This is a genomic window from Pseudomonas sp. S31, assembly GCF_016648105.1.
GTDB lineage: Bacteria > Pseudomonadota > Gammaproteobacteria > Pseudomonadales > Pseudomonadaceae > Aquipseudomonas.
In genome coordinates this window covers 16,455-33,484 of record NZ_JACVVE010000033.1, presented here as the reverse complement: position 1 = coordinate 33,484, position 17,030 = coordinate 16,455, and the positions used below count along the sequence as shown (strand labels likewise).

The 17,030-nt window shown below is 65.1% G+C and carries 9 protein-coding genes; 8 read left to right on the top strand and 1 reads right to left on the bottom strand.

Annotated features, from left to right (window positions below):
- The first annotated feature begins 11 nt into the window (after positions 1-11).
- The 8 genes from IAE37_RS21530 to IAE37_RS21495 all read left to right on the top strand — a co-directional run bounded on the left by IAE37_RS21530 (position 12) and on the right by IAE37_RS21495 (position 12,180).
- Complete coding sequence (locus IAE37_RS21530; RefSeq protein WP_201176782.1) at positions 12-875, top strand: LysR substrate-binding domain-containing protein; 864 nt, start codon at positions 12-14, stop codon at positions 873-875.
- A complete protein-coding gene (locus tag IAE37_RS21525; protein ID WP_201176780.1) occupies positions 872-1,894 on the top strand; it encodes an AraC family transcriptional regulator in 1,023 nt (340 codons plus the stop codon). Before IAE37_RS21530 ends, IAE37_RS21525 begins: the two co-directional genes overlap by 4 nt.
- 91 nt (positions 1,895-1,985) lie before the next feature.
- A complete protein-coding gene (locus IAE37_RS21520; RefSeq protein WP_201176778.1) occupies positions 1,986-6,533 on the top strand; it encodes an NEL-type E3 ubiquitin ligase domain-containing protein in 4,548 nt (1,515 codons plus the stop codon).
- 90 nt (positions 6,534-6,623) lie between these two features.
- Positions 6,624-8,270 carry an AMP-binding protein gene (locus IAE37_RS21515; RefSeq protein ID WP_201176775.1) on the top strand — a complete coding sequence of 549 codons (1,647 nt, stop codon included), beginning with the start codon at positions 6,624-6,626 and terminating at the stop codon, positions 8,268-8,270.
- A gap of 13 nt (positions 8,271-8,283) precedes the next feature.
- Positions 8,284-9,051, top strand: a complete 768-nt coding sequence (locus IAE37_RS21510) for an SDR family NAD(P)-dependent oxidoreductase (protein WP_201176773.1) — start codon at positions 8,284-8,286, stop codon at positions 9,049-9,051.
- A gap of 12 nt (positions 9,052-9,063) precedes the next feature.
- On the top strand, positions 9,064-10,257 hold the full coding sequence (locus IAE37_RS21505) for an acetyl-CoA C-acyltransferase (protein ID WP_201176771.1): 1,194 nt from the start codon (positions 9,064-9,066) through the stop codon (positions 10,255-10,257).
- Between the two features lie 8 nt (positions 10,258-10,265).
- Complete coding sequence (locus IAE37_RS21500) at positions 10,266-11,393, top strand: acyl-CoA dehydrogenase (protein WP_201176769.1); 1,128 nt, start codon at positions 10,266-10,268, stop codon at positions 11,391-11,393.
- A 13-nt stretch (positions 11,394-11,406) separates the two neighbouring features.
- Positions 11,407-12,180 (top strand): enoyl-CoA hydratase, encoded by a 774-nt coding sequence (locus IAE37_RS21495; protein WP_201176766.1) that lies wholly within the window; start codon positions 11,407-11,409, stop codon positions 12,178-12,180.
- Positions 12,181-12,218: 38 nt separating this feature from the next.
- Here the strand turns inward: IAE37_RS21495 and IAE37_RS21490 are convergent, their stop codons facing one another.
- Positions 12,219-17,018, bottom strand: a complete 4,800-nt coding sequence (locus IAE37_RS21490) for a DUF6543 domain-containing protein (RefSeq protein WP_201176764.1) — start codon at positions 17,016-17,018, stop codon at positions 12,219-12,221.
- Positions 17,019-17,030: the final 12 nt, after the last annotated feature.

The following is a 17,030-nucleotide window of genomic DNA, read 5'->3' as shown; positions in this document are numbered from 1 at the left end:
GGCCGATAACTATGAATTTGTTCCAGCTTCGTGCCTTCGATGCCGTCGCCCGCGAAGGCAGCTTCACCCGCGCGGCAGCGCGGCTGTTCATCAGCCAGCCGGCTGTCACCGGGCACGTCAAGGCTCTGGAGGAGCACTACCAGATCACCTTGCTGCGGCGCACCGCGCGGCGGGTCGAGCTGACCGAGGAGGGCACGCGCCTGGCGGCGATCACCCGGGCCATGTTCGGCCTGGCCGAGGAAGCCCAGGTGATGCTCGAGGCCAACCGGCAGTTGCTCACTGGCCGGCTGGAGGTGGCCGCCGATGGTCCGCATCGGGTCATGCCGATGCTCGCGCGCTTGCGCGAGCGCTACCCGGGCATCACCGTCAACCTGCGCCTGGGCAACGCCCAGGAGACCCTGGCGGCGCTGTTGTCCGAGCACGCCGATGTGGCCGTGCTGACCGAGATCGAGCCGCGCCAGGGGCTGCATCTGCAGAAACTCTGCGAGTCGCACCTGTGCGCCTTGCTGCCGGCCGGGCACGCCTGGGCCGACGCCGCTGACGATTTGCCTCTGGCCAGCCTGCACGAGCAGATCATGGTGCTGCGCGAGCCCAGTTCGACCACCCGGCGTACCTTCGACCGCGCCTGCGCCGCTGCCGGGGTGCAGCCGCGGGTGCTGCTGGAGCTGGACAGCCGCGAAGCGGTCACCGAGGCGGTGGCCGCGCAACTGGGCGTGGGCGTGGTCTCGTCCACCGAGGTGGCCCACGACCCACGGGTGGTGGCCCGCCCCCTGGGCGGCGCGGGATTGGTCAACCAGCACATGATCGGCTGCCTGGAGCGCCGGCGCGAGCTGCGGCTGATCCAGGCGTTCCTGCAACTGGCGGGCGAGCCATGAGCGAAAAGGACACCATCTCCATGCAATTGGTGCGCGAGGCCCTGTTGCAGACTTGCCCGGCCGGTGAGCCCGATGCCGCCCTGCTGTCCCAGGCCGGCATCGACCTGCAAGCGTTGCAGCGCCCAGGGGCGCGGGTGAGCGCCGAGGCCTACGCGCGGCTCTGGCGCCTGCTGGCACGGCGTTGCAACGATGAGTTCTTCGCCATGGACCCGCGCGGCCTGCCCAGTGGCAGCCTGGCCTTCCTGAGCCGTTCGAGCATGGCCCAGCCCAGCCTCGCCGCGGCCATGGAAAACGCCCTGGCATTCCTCTCGCTGATGCTCGAAGACCTGCAACCGACGCTGGTGCGCCAGCAGAGTCTGGCCGAGATCGTCATCAACGAGCCGCGTGACGCGCCGCGCCGGGCCTTCACCTATTTCACCTTCTGGATGATCGTGCATGGCGTGGCCTGCTGGCTGGCGGGGCGGCGCATTCCGATCCTGGCCATCGAACTGCGCTGCGCCGAGCCGCCTTTCTGCGATGACTACCGGGTGATGTTCTCGGAAAACCTGCAGTTCGACAGGCCGCGCACGCGCATGATCATCACCGGCGATTGCCTGGACCTGCCGATCCGCCGCAGCGCGCAGGACCTGGAGCGGTTCCTGGCCGAGGCGCCGGGCAATATCCTGGTCAAGTTCCGCGATCCCGATAGTTTGGCGCGAAGGATCCGACACAAGCTGTTGAGTCTGGATGCAGCTCGCTGGCCAGATGCCGAACGGCTGGCCAGCGACCTGTGCATGTCCGCCTCGACCCTGCGCCGCCGCCTGGGCGAGCAGGGCCAGACTTACCAGGGGCTCAAGGACAGCGTCCGGCGTGAGCTGGCGATCGCCTGGCTGGCCGAGCCCGAGCTGGGGTTGGTCGAAGTCGCCGAGCGCCTGGGGTTCGCCGACAGCAGTTCGTTCTACAAGGCGTTCCGTAAATGGTTCGGCTGCAATCCCGGGCATTACCGTAACTTGATGCTGCAAGGCGAGGGGCGCGGCTAGCAGGCGCCGACGCTGGTGTCGGAATATTTCCCTCTGCTGCCTGCGCCGATGAGGGATCAGAGTCGTGGTTTGTCAGTTCAAGGACATTTCCATGACCCAAGCACGTACCACCACCCTCGACAATCACGTTGACGCCTTCGTCGCGGCCCGGCTGCCTACCTGGCTGCGGCAGGCCTCGGTCGGGCAGATCAACAAGCTGCGCGACTGCTTCGCCACCCATCGGGCCACGGAGCAGGCGTTGAACAGCGCGCTGTCGCCATTGCCGACACCCCAGCAGTTCGCCCAGGCGGCCTATGCGCCCTTGCTCGAAACGTTATCCGCCCAGCTTGACCTGGCCGGGTTCGAATGGTTGGAAATCCGCCGGCGATTCACCGTTGCGCCAGGTGGCGGGTTGCCGACCGACGAAATCCTGCCGCTGCGCACGCCCGCCTTGCTGCGGCTGATGCAGAATTTCCCTGCTGGTGCCACCTTCTACGAGGGCACTGGCCTGGTCAGGAGCGGCAGCGATACGGTGCTCTCAGGCGAACCGAGTGAGTTCGTCACGCGCTGCCGGGCGCTGGACATCGGCAAGCGCTATCAGGAACTGCTGAAACAGCAGGCCAGCCCTCAGGTCCGCCGGTTGCTCATCGAATCCAAACGCAGCGCGTTCGCCCTGGCCCTCCAGTTGGCGGTGCTGCAAGGCCGTTTGAGTGCCAGCCAGCACGCGGCATTGCGGGCCATGTCCGAGGCCGGTCAGGTCAAAGGCCTGGCGGGCCAGCTGACAATGCTGCACTGCGTGATCGCCGACGGCTTGTTGATTCAACTGCGTGGCGACGACGGGCAGAACCTGGGGGTGGTCCTCTATCTGCCCCGGTCCGCACAAACGCCGTTGCGCCATTTCGCCGACGAGGCGCAAATGGTGGCCGCGTTGAAAACCGACCTGGACAGCGCTGCCAAGCGCGAGCGTTTCGCCGAGCAGGTTCGCCTGAGCGACCGTGAGACGTTCCTCTCCACCCTGAACAAGCGCTTGCTGGATGAGCGAACCGACCTGGCGCTGGAGGGGGCGACCCTGCACAAGGATGTGTTCGAGCACCTCGCCGAGGCCCATGTCGAGCGGATCGAGGACGATGCGCGGATGTTGCTGGTGAGCAACGCGGATGCCGATGCCAGCGAGGCCAAGGCACGTATGGCGCGCTGGGCCGGTATCGCGATGGACGCAGCGGGGGTCGCCGGGCTGTTCGTGCCGGGGATCGGCGAGTTGCTGCTGGCGGATCTGGTGGTCGATGTCACCCAGCAAACCTACGCCGGTGTCGCCGATTGGGCTCGCGGCCATCGGCACGAAGCGGTCGAGCACCTGCTGGGCGTGGCCGAGGTGGTGGCGGTGACGGCGGTGGGCGTGGGCACGGTGGGCCTGGTCGCGCGAGGCTTTGCCCATAGCGATTTCATCGACGGCCTGGAACCGGTGGACAACGATGGCGCGCAGGCGCGGTTGTGGCACCGCGACCTGCAGCCTTATGCAGTCAGCCCGCTACGGCCGATGTTGCAGGAGGATGGGCTGTTCACCGATGGCGAGCGCCGCTTTCTGCGCATCGATGGGCGTTTCCACGAAGTCTACCAGCCAGATCCGCAGGCAGCCTGGCGCCTGCGCCATCCCTCGGGGGACGAAGGATACGAGCCCGAAGTGCACAACAACGGCGAGCGCTGCTGGCGCGTGCGCCTGGAACGTCCGCTGGACTGGGACGACCGCGCTTACATGCTCGATCGCCTGTGGCCCAGCGACCCGCCGTTGTCGCCGACGCGGGCGGGGCAGGTGCTGCAGGCGGCAGGCATGGATGAAGAGGAACTACGCGGCATTTTGGTGGAAAACCGGCCGGTGCCGTTCAATCTTCGCGATGCATTGCGCAGGTTCCAGGCCGATGCGCGTATCACCCGATTGCTGGAGGGCCTGCGCCAGTCTCCGCCAAGCTTCGACGACCCTGCCATCCTGCAATGGTGCAGGGCACGACCCGGCATGCAGACCTTGGATGAAGCGCAGGTCGCTTCGCAGCTGTTGGCAGATCCGGCGTCCTGGCGAGGTGAGCTGTTCGCGCACCTGAGCGACGTACCCTTGCCGGACGACCCCCTGTTGGCCGTGATCAACCGCGACTTTCCCGGCTTGCCTGCGGCCTACACGGTCCAAGCCACCCAGGGCCTGTCCCCGAGCCTGCGGCAGGTGGCGCTGGCCGAAAAAAAGCTTCCCCTGGAACTGGCGCAGAAGGCCCGCTCGTTGCTGGCATTGGCACGGGTCAATCGCGCCGTGGAGGGATTGTTCCTGGAGGACTGCTACACATCGGGCACAGGTGAGCTGGCGCTCGCATTGCTGCGTCGTTGGGCGTCCTGGCCTGACCGGTTGAACCTGGAACTGCGCGAAGGCTCGGCCAGCGGGCGGTTGCTGAGTGTGCTCGACCCACAAGGGGCTGCCGAGGCACGCACGGTGCTGGTCGAGCGGCAGGGTCGGTTTCGCTTGTACGACCACCGGGGCCTGGAGCGCGAGGAAGAGATCGATTCCCCTGGCGGCCTGTTCGAGGCGCTGCTGGCAATGCTGACGGCCGATCAACGCCAGGCATTGGGCATGGCGGGCGATGACGCATCGCGGCAATTGCGGGCGCGACTGATCGACCTGCTCCCCGCCCGCCACTCTGGCGTGCTCAATCTATTGGGGTGGCGTGAGGGCGCGCCCTGGTTCAACCCCGGCGTTCGCCTGAGCGATGGGCGCGTGGGCTATCCGCTCGGCGGCAGGGCCACGCGTCAACGCGGTGCCCGCGGCACGCTTCGTGACCGGGTTCGCGCGCTCTATCCCGGGTTCGACAATGCCCAGGTGATGGTCTTCATACAGCGGCTGCTGCGCGAGGGAGATGTCTTCGAAAACCTGCTGCGGCAAGAGCGCAACTACGCGCGGCTGGACAGTGCACTGAGTCGGTGGCAAGCGGCGATTAGGGACGGGGCGGTACGTGCTCAGAGGACGCAACTGGCGGACTTGCTGCGTGCAGCATGGCGCCTGGAGGGCGAGGTCATGCTTGGCAGCGACGGCGCGACCGGCGGCTTGCGCCTCAACCTGAGTGGCTGGCGCGTCACTCAGCTCCCCGCGTTGCCCGAAGAGGTGGACCTGTCGCATGTCGAGGAACTGGTCATGGCGGGCCTTGACCTGGAGCAGGTACCGGCCAACTTCCTGCATTGTTTCCATGGGCTGCGCACCTTGACCCTGACCAACAATCGATTGACCAACATTCCTGCCGGTGTGACGCAGTTGGGCGAGCTGCGCCACCTGTCCTTGATGGCCAATCGCATCCGCATGACGCCCAGCAACCGCGAAGTGCTCGCCTCGCTGTCGAGGCTGCACTCGTTGAACCTGAGTCACAACCCGTTGCGCACGCTGGACTTGCGGCTCGAGATGCCATCGCAGCTACGCAGCCTGCGCCTGGCCTTTTGCGGCTTGACTCGGACTCCCTATGGGCTTGAGCAGTGCGAGCACCTGGACTTCGTGGACCTCAGCGACAACCAGATCAGCGACCTGCCCACCTCGCTCATGAGCCAGCCATGGGCTTTCCGGGCGAGGATCAATCTGGCGCGTAATGCGTTGTCGGCCAGGACGCGTGAGGACTTCTACAGCGTCGACCGGCACGGCGTGACCGTCAGGCCGGCGCAGCCCATGCAGGACACCATGGAGAGTTGGTTGCGAGGTGAGCCGACCACAGCGGCTCAGGCCAGGTCGCAGCTCTGGGACCGCCTGCACGGGCAGGAGGGCAGCACAGGCCTTTTCGAACTGTTGCAAGCTTTGCGCGAGGGCAGCGATTTCCTGCGTGCGGCCCCTTACGTACGTGACCAGGTGTGGAGCCTGCTCGAGACCCTCGATGGCGATCAAGTACTGCGACAACAGATCTTCGCCAGCGCCGCAGGGCCACGAGGCTGCGTGGACAGCGTGGCCGAGCGTTTCAGCAGGCTGCAGATCGAGGTACTGGTGTTCCAGGCCGGGCAACGCAGCACCCAGGCCGAGGCAGGCAGCGAACTGCTCGACCTGGGCAAGCGCCTGTTCCGCCTCGAACGGGTCGATGCATACGCGTTGCGGGTCGTGAAGGACAGGGAGCAGGCTGGGCAACAGGTCGACGAACTGGAGGTGGTGCTGGGTTATCGCATTCGTCTTGCCGATGCCTTGAACCTGCCGTGCCAGCCTCGCAGCATGGTGTTCACCCGTCTGGCCGATATCACTGCGCAGGACGAACGCGACGCGCTGGAGGTGGTGCGGGCTGAGGCAACCCGCGAAGCCTTGGTGCACAGCGTGAGCAAGCAGTCGTTCTGGCTCGCCTACTTGCGAGCCCAGCACACGCAGGTGTTCGCGGGGGTCGAGGACGCGTTCGGCGAGCGCGGCACGAAGCTCGATGAGCGGGCCGAACGCGACGCATCGCGTGCCGAGCAGATCGAGCGCGCCTTCCCAACTGCAGAGCCGGCCGAGCGCAAGGCGCTGCTCGCGGAACAAGAGGCGCTGATGAATAGCGAGCGGTACACGCAGGCATGGGAGGATCTGCGTGCCGAGCGCGACGCAGGCGAGCATGAGCTGGCCCTGCAATTGACCCGCGAAGCCCTGGAGGAGGCCGAAGGCGGCCAAACCGCTCATCGCGATTGACCGCTTTGGCCATTGTCGGCCTGCAGTCATGGCGTGACCATCGTCAGACCTGTGGTGTGATTCCAACAATAAGAAACCAGGAGTCTGACGATGCGCGATTACGCCGAGGCCGTCCGTTCGTTCCAGCATGCCGGTGCCGTGAAGGCGGCGCTGCATGGCGAGCTGACCGCCCTCAATGCCTGTGTCGAATGTTGTGACCGCCATGTCGGCGGCAACCGCGATGCGCTGGTCTGGCTGGGCAGCGATGGCATTGCCAGGCGCTACAGCTTCGAGCGCTTGCAGGCCATGGCCAGCCGCTTCGCCAATGTGCTGCGCGCCCAGGGCGTGGTCGAGGGCGACCGGGTGGCCGGGCTGCTGCCGCGAACCCCCGAGCTGCTGGTGACGATCCTCGCCACCTGGCGCCTGGGGGCGGTGTACCAGCCACTGTTCACGGCGTTCGGCCCCAAGGCCCTCGAGCACCGCTTGCACCAGTCCCAGGCCAAGGTGCTGGTGACCGACCAGGGCAACCGGGCCAAGCTCGACGAGGTTGCCGACTGCCCGGCCTGCATCACCTTGAATGCCCGCCCCGGCGAGGCCGACTTCCAGCAGTTGCTCGACGCTGCGGCCAGCGATTGCGAACCGGTCATGCGCAGTGGCGACGACCCCTTCCTGTTGATGTTCACCTCCGGCACCACCGGGCCGGCCAAGCCATTGCAGGTGCCGCTGCGTGCCATCGTCGCATTCCAAGGCTACATGCGCGACGCCATCGACCTGCGGCCGCAGGACAACTTCTGGAACCTGGCCGACCCGGGCTGGGCCTACGGCCTCTACTATGCGGTCACCGGCCCGTTGTCGCTGGGCCATGCCACCACCTTCTACGACGGCCCGTTCAGCGTCGAAAGCTGCACGCGGGTGATCGACCAGTTGGGTATCACCAACCTGGCCGGCTCGCCCACCGCCTATCGGTTGCTGATCGCCGCCGGCGATGGGTTTTCGGCTCCGATCAAGGGCCGCCTGCGGGTGGTCAGTAGTGCGGGCGAACCGCTCAACCCCGAGGTGATCCGTTGGTTCGCCGACGCGCTGGGGGTGACCATCCACGATCACTACGGGCAGACCGAGCTGGGCATGGTCCTGTGCAACCACCATGGCCTTGCGCACCCGGTGCACCCGGGGTCGGCCGGCTTCGCCATTCCCGGACACCGTATCGTGGTACTGGACGAGCAAGGCCACGAACTGCCGGCCGGGCAGCCGGGCATCCTCGCGGTCGACCGCGAACAGTCACCGCTGTGCTGGTTCGCCGGCTATCAAGGCTCGCCGACCAAGGCCTTCGTCGGCAAGTACTACCTGAGCGGTGACACCGTCGAGTTGAACGCCGACGGCAGCATCAGCTTCGTCGGCCGCAGTGACGACGTGATCACCACCTCCGGCTACCGGGTCGGCCCGTTCGATGTGGAAAGCGCACTGATCGAGCATCCTGCGGTGGTCGAAGCCGCGGTGGTGGGCAAGCCCGACCCCGAGCGCACCGAGCTGATCAAGGCCTTCGTGGTCCTGGCCGACGGCTTCCAGGGCAGCGCCGAACTTGAAGAGACCCTGCGTCAGCACGTGCGCCAGCGCCTCTACGCCCATGCCTACCCGAGGGAAATCGAATTCGTCGCCGAGCTGCCCAAGACCCCGAGCGGCAAGCTGCAACGTTTCATCCTGCGCAACCAGGAAATCGCCAAACACACCGCGCAGCTGGCCACCCGCGCCAGCGCCTGAAAGGAAACCGGACATGCACATTGCCAACAAACACTTCATCGTCAGCGGCGCCGCTTCCGGGCTGGGGGCCGCCACCGCGCAGATGCTAGTCGAGGCCGGAGCCAGGGTCATGCTGGTCGACCTCAATGCCGAGGCGGTCCAGGCCAGGGCCCAGGCGCTGGGTGACCACGCCCGTTTCGCAGTCGCCGACATCAGTGACGAGCAGGCTGCCCAGGCCGCGGTCGATGCTGCGCTGGCCGCCTTTGGCACCCTGCATGGGCTGGTCAACTGTGCCGGCATCGTCGGCGCCGAAAAAGTGCTCGGCAAGCAAGGCCCGCATGGCCTGGCCAGCTTCGCCAAGGTCATCAACGTCAACCTGGTGGGCAGCTTCAACCTGCTGCGCCTGGCCGCCGCGGCCATGGCCGAAGGCAGCGCGGACGAGAACGGTGAGCGCGGGGTGATCATCAACACCGCGTCCATCGCCGCCTACGACGGCCAGATCGGCCAGGCCGCCTATGCGGCGTCCAAGGGCGCCATCGCCAGCCTGACCCTGCCAGCGGCCCGTGAGCTGGCGCGCTTCGGCATCCGCGTGATGACCATCGCCCCCGGTATCTTCGAGACACCGATGATGGCCGGCATGACCCAGGAAGTGCGCGATTCGCTGGCCGCCGGGGTGCCGTTCCCGCCACGCCTGGGCCGCCCGCAGGAGTACGCCGCGCTGGCCCGCCACATCATCGAGAACAGCATGCTCAACGGCGAGGTGATCCGCCTCGACGGTGCACTGCGCATGGCTGCCAAGTAAGGAGAGCACGATATGTCCCTCGCCAACGATCCGATCGTCATCGTCAGCGCCGTGCGCACGCCCATGGGCGGCCTGCAGGGCGACTTCAGGAGCCTGACCGCGCCGCAACTGGGCAGCGCGGCCATCCGCGGCGCCGTCGAGCGCGCCGGCCTCGACCCCGCCAGCGTCGACCAGGTGCTGTTCGGCTGCGTGCTGCCCGCAGGGCAGGGCCAGGCACCGGCGCGCCAGGCCGCCCTGGGCGCCGGGCTCGGCAAGCACACCACCTGCACCACCTTGAACAAGATGTGCGGCTCGGGCATGCAGGCGGCGATCATGGCCCATGACCTGCTGCTGGCCGGCAGCGCCGACGTGGTGGTGGCCGGCGGCATGGAGAGCATGAGCAATGCCCCGTACCTGCTGGACAAGGCCCGTGGCGGCTACCGCATGGGGCACGGCCGGGTCATCGACCACATGTTCATGGACGGCCTGGAAGACGCCTACGACAAAGGCCGGCTGATGGGCACCTTCGCCGAAGACTGTGCCCAGGCCAACGGCTTCAGCCGAGAGGCCCAGGACCAGTTCGCCATCGACTCGCTGACCCGCGCCCAGGAGGCCATGAGCAGTGGCCGCTTCGCCGCCGAGATCGTCCCGGTGGAGGTTACCGAGGGCAAGCAGACCCGCGTGATCAAGGACGACGAGCAACCGCCCAAGGCACGCCTGGACAAGATCCCGCAGCTCAAGCCGGCCTTTCGCGAAGGTGGCACGGTGACGGCGGCCAACTCCAGCTCGATCTCCGATGGCGCCGCAGCGCTGGTGCTGATGCGCCGTTCCGAGGCCAAGAAGCGTGGCCTCGAGCCGCTGGCGCTGATCCACGGTCACGCGGCCTTTGCCGACACCCCGGCGCTGTTCCCCACCGCGCCGATCGGCGCCATCGACAAGTTGATGAAGCGCACCGGCTGGAGCCTGGGCGATGTCGATCTGTTCGAGATCAACGAGGCCTTCGCCGTGGTCACCCTGGCCGCCATGAAGCACCTCGACCTGCCGGCCGAGAAGGTCAACATCCACGGTGGCGCCTGCGCCCTGGGCCACCCGATCGGCGCGTCGGGCGCGCGTATCCTGGTGACGCTGCTCTCGGCCCTGCGCCAGAACAACCTGCGCCGCGGCGTGGCGGCCATCTGCATCGGCGGCGGCGAAGCCACGGCCATGGCCGTCGAATGCCTGTATTGAGGTGAACCATGCTGGTAACTGACGAACAACAACAGATCGCCGACGCGGTGCGGGCCTTCGCCCAAGAGCGTATCCGGCCGTTTGCCGAGCAATGGGACAAGGAGCACCGCTTCCCCAAGGAGGCCATCGAGGAAATGGCCCAGCTCGGCCTGTTCGGCATGCTGGTGCCGGAGCAGTGGGGCGGCAGCGACACCGGCTACGTGGCCTATGCCATGGCCCTGGAAGAAATCGCCGCAGGCGATGGCGCCTGCTCGACCATCATGAGCGTGCACAATTCGGTGGGCTGCGTGCCGATCCTGCGCTTTGGCAACGAACGGCAAAAAGCGCAGTTCCTCACCCCGTTGGCCAGCGGCGCGATGCTCGGTGCGTTCGCCCTGACCGAGCCGCAGGCCGGCTCCGATGCCAGCAGCCTGAAGACCCGCGCGCGGCGCGAGGGCGACGAGTATGTGCTCAATGGCAGCAAGCAGTTCATCACCTCGGGGCTGAATGCCGGGGTGGTGATCGTGTTCGCCGTGACCGACCCCGAGGCGGGCAAGCGCGGCATCAGCGCCTTCATCGTGCCCACCGACGCGCCGGGCTACCAGGTGGCGCGGATCGAGGACAAGCTCGGCCAGCACGCTTCCGACACCTGCCAGATCGTTTTCGACAACGTGCGTGTGCCGCTGGCCAACCGCCTGGGCGAGGAGGGCGAAGGTTACAAGATCGCCCTGGCCAACCTCGAAGGCGGGCGCATCGGTATCGCCTCCCAGGCCGTGGGCATGGCCCGCGCCGCCTTCGAGGTGGCGCGCGACTACGCCAGCGAGCGGCAGAGCTTCGGCAAGGCACTGGTCGAACACCAGGCCGTGGCCTTTCGCTTGGCCGACATGGCCACGCGCATCGCCGTAGCGCGGCAGATGGTGCTGCATGCCGCTGCGCTGCGCGATGCCGGGCGGCCGGCACTGGTGGAAGCCTCGATGGCCAAGCTGTTCGCCTCGGAAATGGCAGAAAAGGTCTGTTCGGATGCCTTGCAGACCCTGGGCGGATATGGCTATCTGAGCGACTTCCCGCTGGAGCGGATCTACCGTGACGTTCGGGTCTGTCAGATCTACGAAGGCACCAGCGATATCCAGCGCATGGTCATTGCGCGCAATCTTTGAAGGAGCAGACTGCATGGCATTCGAAACCATCCTGTTGGACATCCACGGCAAGGTTGGCCTGATCACCCTCAATCGCCCCCAGGCGTTGAATGCGCTCAACGCGCAGATCGTCGGCGAGATCAACCAGGCCCTGGACCAACTCGAGCGCGACCCGAACATCGGCTGCGTGGTGCTCACCGGGTCCGCCAAGGCGTTCGCCGCGGGTGCCGACATCAAGGAAATGGCCGATCTGCAGTATCCACAGATCTACGTCGAAGACCTGTTCAGCGATGCCGACCGGATCGCCAATCGGCGCAAGCCGATCATTGCTGCAGTGTCGGGTTTCGCGCTTGGCGGTGGCTGTGAGCTGGCGATGATGTGCGACTTCATCCTCGCTGCTGATAACGCCAAGTTCGGTCAACCGGAAATCAATCTGGGTGTGCTCCCGGGTATGGGCGGCACCCAGCGTCTGACGCGCGCTGTGGGCAAGGCCAAGGCGATGGAGTTGTGCCTGACTGGCCGCTTGATGGGGGCCGAGGAAGCCGAGCGAGCAGGATTGGTCGCGCGGATCGTGCCCCAGGCCGAGCTGCTGGAGGAGGCGCTCAAGGTGGCGGCGACCATCGCCGGCAAGTCGATCCCGGTGAGCATGATGGTCAAGGAAAGCGTCAACCGTGCCTTCGAAGTGAACCTGAGCGAGGGTGTGCGTTTCGAGCGTCGTGTGTTTCACGCGGCCTTCGCCACCGAGGACCAGAAGGAAGGCATGGCCGCCTTCATCGCCAAGCGCGAGGCGCAATTCAAGGATCGTTGAGTGGCAGGGGCGCTGCCAGGCAGCGCCCCCTTTCAGCATCAGAGGTTGAAGAACGCCTCCTGTGCCTGGACCCGGGTGATCGGCATGCGATAGACATCGGTCTGCTGGCCGGTGCTGTCGTCCACCGAGAAGCGCCCATGGGCAAAGCGCTGCGCTGCGGTTTTCAGGTGACCGGCGACGAAGTCGGTCTTGTCGCTGTCCATGGCACGGTAGTGGAAGTGGGCATACCACAGCGCCTGGCCGTCGTGACTGATCGCATACTCATCAAGATAGTCAGCAGGACGGCCTTTTTGCTGCGCCAGCCGTTTGCGGGCGCCCTCCTGACGGATCTGAACCTGGTCATGGTCGATCAGGAATTTCAGTTCCCCCATGCGTGGTTTCTGTGCCAAGGCGGCTCGGGTGCGCAGCGTAATGGCCTGTTGATCGAGGGTGGCGGATAGATCCTCGAGCGCCTTGATCGTGATCGCCGCGTCCTGGCTACTGCTGCTTTCGTCGGTCTGGTTGTTGGCAGTCAAGCGCTGTTCCAGAGCGTTGCGATGCGCGTCCAGATTGAGCTTCTGGTTGCGCAGAATCTCTTCGATCTCCACTGGCAGGTAGTTGCTGGCGGTTCTGGCCTGCAGGCTGGTCAGGGCCTGACGTGCGCCTTCCAGCAGGCGTGCGCCCTGGCCCAGCAGGGTCTTGAGCTTGCGTAGCTGGACGACCGGTTCGCGGTGGGCAGGTTGTTCCACACGCACCCATTGCTCGTCCTGCAGCCGGTAGGTGCGGGTTGGCGTCAGTTTATCGTTGGTGGCCGGTATGTCGACGAGGTGGTCGCTGCCGGGGCGCGGCTTGCCGAGCAGCAAGCCTTCATCGGGGGTCTCGATCAATCCGGGCAACCCTCGACGAAGCTGGGGGACGGAGCTCCTGGCGGGATAGTCCGGATACTCGGCCAGTTCGCTTTTGATCTGCCCAGCGAAGTCCTGCAGGTCCTGCTGCAGCTGGGTGAAGGCTCCGGTTGTTTCAGCGGCCGGCAAACGTGCCTGGAAGTTGTTCAACTGCCGCTGCGCGGTACCTGTGTGCTGATCGATGCTCTGTAGCAGGCGATAACGCACTTCTTCGCTGGCGTTGTCCAGGGTTTTGAAGTGCAGATGCTGGGCGACGGCCAGTTCGATGTTGGACCAGTAGTGATCCAGCCAATACACCGACTCGTCATCCAGACTCTTCAGCATGGACAGACGATTGGTGCAGGATTCCAGGCGAATCAGGCGCCACACCGTTGGATCGGTGGGGGGCTTCCAGTTTTCCCGGACCTTCGTCACCATCGTGGTGATCTGCGGTTGTGAGCGGCTCGCCAGTTGCTCAAGTTGCTCCAGACCAACGGAAAGTCGGGTGCTGTTGTCTATCATCTGTGCAAGCAATGGCAGCAGGCTGTCGATGCGCGTGCCGACGATGCTTTCATCGCTTTCGCTCAACTCATGGCCATCTGCCTGACGCTTGGCCATCTCGACGATCTGTTGGCGCAGCGGTCGGTACAATCGGGACAAGTTGGTCGCAATCGACTGGTCGCAGCGCAGCCTCTGGTTCAGGGCGCTGGCGCGCAGCACCTTGTACTGGGCCAGAGGTTCCTTTTCGTTGCGCGCCTTCAGTCGTGCCAGGTGTTCGTCGAGGAAGCGCGAGAATGTCTGCGCCTTGTCCAAGTAGTTGTAAAGAATCGGTGGCGGGACATCACCTGCGGCGATTTTGGCCACTGACTCCAGGTAGGCGACCTGACTGCGCATGTGCTCGGTATCCTGGCGCAGTTGCACATCCATTTCGGCAAGGGCCTGGATATTGGCCAGCCTCATCTGCTTGAGGCGGGCACTCAAGGGCATCCCACCGCGCAGTCGCAGCCTCAGGTCCGGGTGCCAGCGTCCGACCTCGTCAAGTTGCAGCCACGGTCCCAGCCGCTCATCCTGTTGCCCGCCGACGATGCGCGGTGCGCCTTGTTCGGTATCCAGCTGGACCTTGTAGACCGCGCCTTCCATGACAACCCAGAATGCATCCTCATGAATGCTCATGCCACGCAGCGGCCCCTGGGCTATCGGCGGGCCCAGCACCTCGGCGAGGAGACCGGCGCGCAGCTCGTCGAGTGTCTGTCGTTGTATTGCAGTGAGCTTCAGTGTCGCCGTGGACCAATGGAAATCCAGGGTGGTAGCGGACTTGCCGAGGATGAGCCGGGCTTGGGGGCGGGGTGCCGGGATTGCGGTAGTGGCTGAAGCTGCCGGTGCTGGCACTTCCAGCGTCTGGCGGCTGATCGCGTAGTGCAGGATCACAGAGGCCAGGTCGAGCAACAGCTGCACCAGCGCTTCGTTTCGTTGAGTCTTGTCGTCCTGCGTAGAGCCTTCGACCACCTGGGTCAGGGCTATCTCCATCCTGGCCAGCCAGGCGACCCTGGCTACCGCGCCTTCAGTGAACGGCAGTACGCTGTCGAGCAGCATCCAGCCTAAATCAGCCCAACGCTTCCAGCGTGTTTGCGCGGTTGTGGAGGACTGGGACTGGAACTGTTCGAGGGTTTCGCGCACGCAGCCTTCGTAGATCGCTGCCGTGGAGTTGTCGACAGCTTTTTCCCGGGCCAGGGTGGCAGGCGCTGGAGTGCCAAAGGGAATGCTGAACGGATCGTCGATCGGGTGGAACAGATGAGGCTCCACAAAACCGCCGTGGTCGTAGGTCTTGCGGTCCTCGGGGGCGAGTCGCTGCAGGATGTCGTCTTGAAGATCCCCGGGTGTACTGATTGCGACCAGAAGGGCCAGACGGTCCGCGAACAATAACAGCGGCTTGCTGTGCAGCGGGCGATAGAGCAGGCAGGGGCCCACATCAGCCTCCGGTGATTCGATCAGCCAAGTGTTGAGAGGATGGTCAGGGCTGTTATCGGGGCTTGCGAGCAAACCCAGGCGACGCATCTCCCACCTGGGTTTTCCGGGCAGCGGCTCGTTTGTGAACAATTGCCCCAGCCTGTCCACCGCCGAGGCCGACAATTGCCCTTCGAGCATGCTCAGCTCCAGCGCCATCGCCGGCAGTTGGGCACGCAACTGCTGGGTAAGCAGGCCTTCGCGTTGCATTCGCTGCTGCGGGTCGTCCAGCAGTTGCGAGCGCAGCATCTGCGGATAGTGGGTACCGATGTCCACTTCGCTGATGAGTCGACGGACGTAGGCTTCATCGAGCCATTGCGGCAATGCTCGTTTTTCCAGATGTTCGAGGGTGACCTGGCCGGGTCTGAGCAGCCCGAGATTGGAGATCGCCAGTTGAGCGAGGGTGAAGGAGACTACCTGGATCACGCCGTCCTGTACCAGTGTGCCCTGGTTGGCAGTCGCGGCTGCGATCACCTGATGATTGACCACACGTATCTTGGTCAGGTCTGGCAGTTGCCCGGGATGATCCTGCTGGATGCGTTGTGTGAGCCGGGTGTAGGCGAAGGCCTCGGCATCTTCGATGCCATCGAGCCAGTACTTCCCGGCGGATGCGTATGTGGCATTGGCAATATCGCCCAGCAGTGCACTGTAATGCAGAAGTGAATGGACGCTGGCATCTCGCAACCAACCAGGCAACCGCTTCGCCACGGATCGTTGGCGATTCTGCTGCGAAAAGTCGCACTGTGCGCCCAGGTCACCGATGCTATCCAAGGTGCGCGCTAGCGTATCGCTATCGGAGCGTTGGCGATAACTGAGGCACGCGGTTTCCATGAGCAGCAGTTGCTGGTGCAGCACATTCAGTGCCTGGGCGCTGAACAGCTCCATGTCCGCACGCGACTGTTGCAGCAAGGGTCGGGCGTCCGCCAGCGCCTCAGGCCAATTCTGCGCCAGAACCTCCAGCAGCGCCTGTCGCGAGGTGAATGCCAGCAGCCTTCCTGACAAGGTGTAAAGCAACGCGCCGTGTTCGCGCTCCATGAGCACGGCACTGGCCAGGTCGGGCTCCAACTGCCACTGCCTGGCCAGATCCAGGCGCAACAAGTGCACATCGATCTTTTCGGGTTTCAACCACTGCTCGACGTCAGCCGGTTGCGAATGCGCCTGAACCCGTGTTGCCATCTCGGCGTCCTTCTGATCGAGTGTGCCGTCGTCGGACAGGCGCTGTATCGACTGATCCAGTTGGGTGCGCAGATAGGTGCCATACCACTGCCAGGGCGTCTGCCCTTGCGCGTCTGCTGCTCCCCAGAACGCGACCAATGCACCCGCGTAGGCTTCGAAGAGCCAGGGACCACATTCGTTGAGCAGCAACTCCACGGCGTGCAGGTCGACGGAGACCGCGTATTGCTGGTCGGCATCGGCACGGCTGCTCAAGTGGTCTTCGTGTTCGGTGAGGTTGATCGTGCGCTCATGGCAGTAGCGCTCCACCAGCACATGGTGCAGCGGGCGGATGAACGTGTCTTGCGAGCCTGGCTTGCGGCTGATCAGGTAAAGCCCCTGCTGTGGCTGTGGTGCCAGACTGCGTGCTTGCCATTGGTCGTTGAGGATGCGCTCGGCGACATCGTACAAGGTCGGCCGTGCAGCGAAATGCTCGGCGACCGCACAAGTGAACTGGCTGCTGCGAGGGATGCGGATAGGTGTGGGCATGTTTCGGACTTCTGATTGATGAGACGTGCAGCTAAACGCCCCCCGCACCTGGTGATGCCGTATTCGGCTAACACCCGCCGACGAATGCTCGACCATTGCCGGGATGAAGCCAGAAATGCGATGCTCGCCGTGAAGGTATGGATACCGGCGGACGGATAATCGGCTGAATCGATCGAATCGTCCTTCATTTCTGTTGCCCCGTGCGGCCTGGCACCTTAGACTGCCGCCCCCTGTAAAAGAGTGCCGGTTGGCGCTTGAAAATTCCGTCACACGCGAGTCGTC

What these genes read in the sequence shown, in the direction of transcription:
- IAE37_RS21495 (WP_201176766.1), top strand. Translation starts at nt 11,407, where the DNA reads ATGGCATTCGAAACCATCCTGTTGGACATCCACGGCAAGGTTGGCCTG.
- IAE37_RS21520 (WP_201176778.1), top strand. Translation starts at nt 1,986, where the DNA reads ATGACCCAAGCACGTACCACCACCCTCGACAATCACGTTGACGCCTTC.
- IAE37_RS21500 (WP_201176769.1), top strand. Translation starts at nt 10,266, where the DNA reads ATGCTGGTAACTGACGAACAACAACAGATCGCCGACGCGGTGCGGGCC.
- IAE37_RS21525 (WP_201176780.1), top strand. Translation starts at nt 872, where the DNA reads ATGAGCGAAAAGGACACCATCTCCATGCAATTGGTGCGCGAGGCCCTG.
- IAE37_RS21505 (WP_201176771.1), top strand. Translation starts at nt 9,064, where the DNA reads ATGTCCCTCGCCAACGATCCGATCGTCATCGTCAGCGCCGTGCGCACG.
- IAE37_RS21515 (WP_201176775.1), top strand. Translation starts at nt 6,624, where the DNA reads ATGCGCGATTACGCCGAGGCCGTCCGTTCGTTCCAGCATGCCGGTGCC.
- IAE37_RS21510 (WP_201176773.1), top strand. Translation starts at nt 8,284, where the DNA reads ATGCACATTGCCAACAAACACTTCATCGTCAGCGGCGCCGCTTCCGGG.
- IAE37_RS21530 (WP_201176782.1), top strand. Translation starts at nt 12, where the DNA reads ATGAATTTGTTCCAGCTTCGTGCCTTCGATGCCGTCGCCCGCGAAGGC.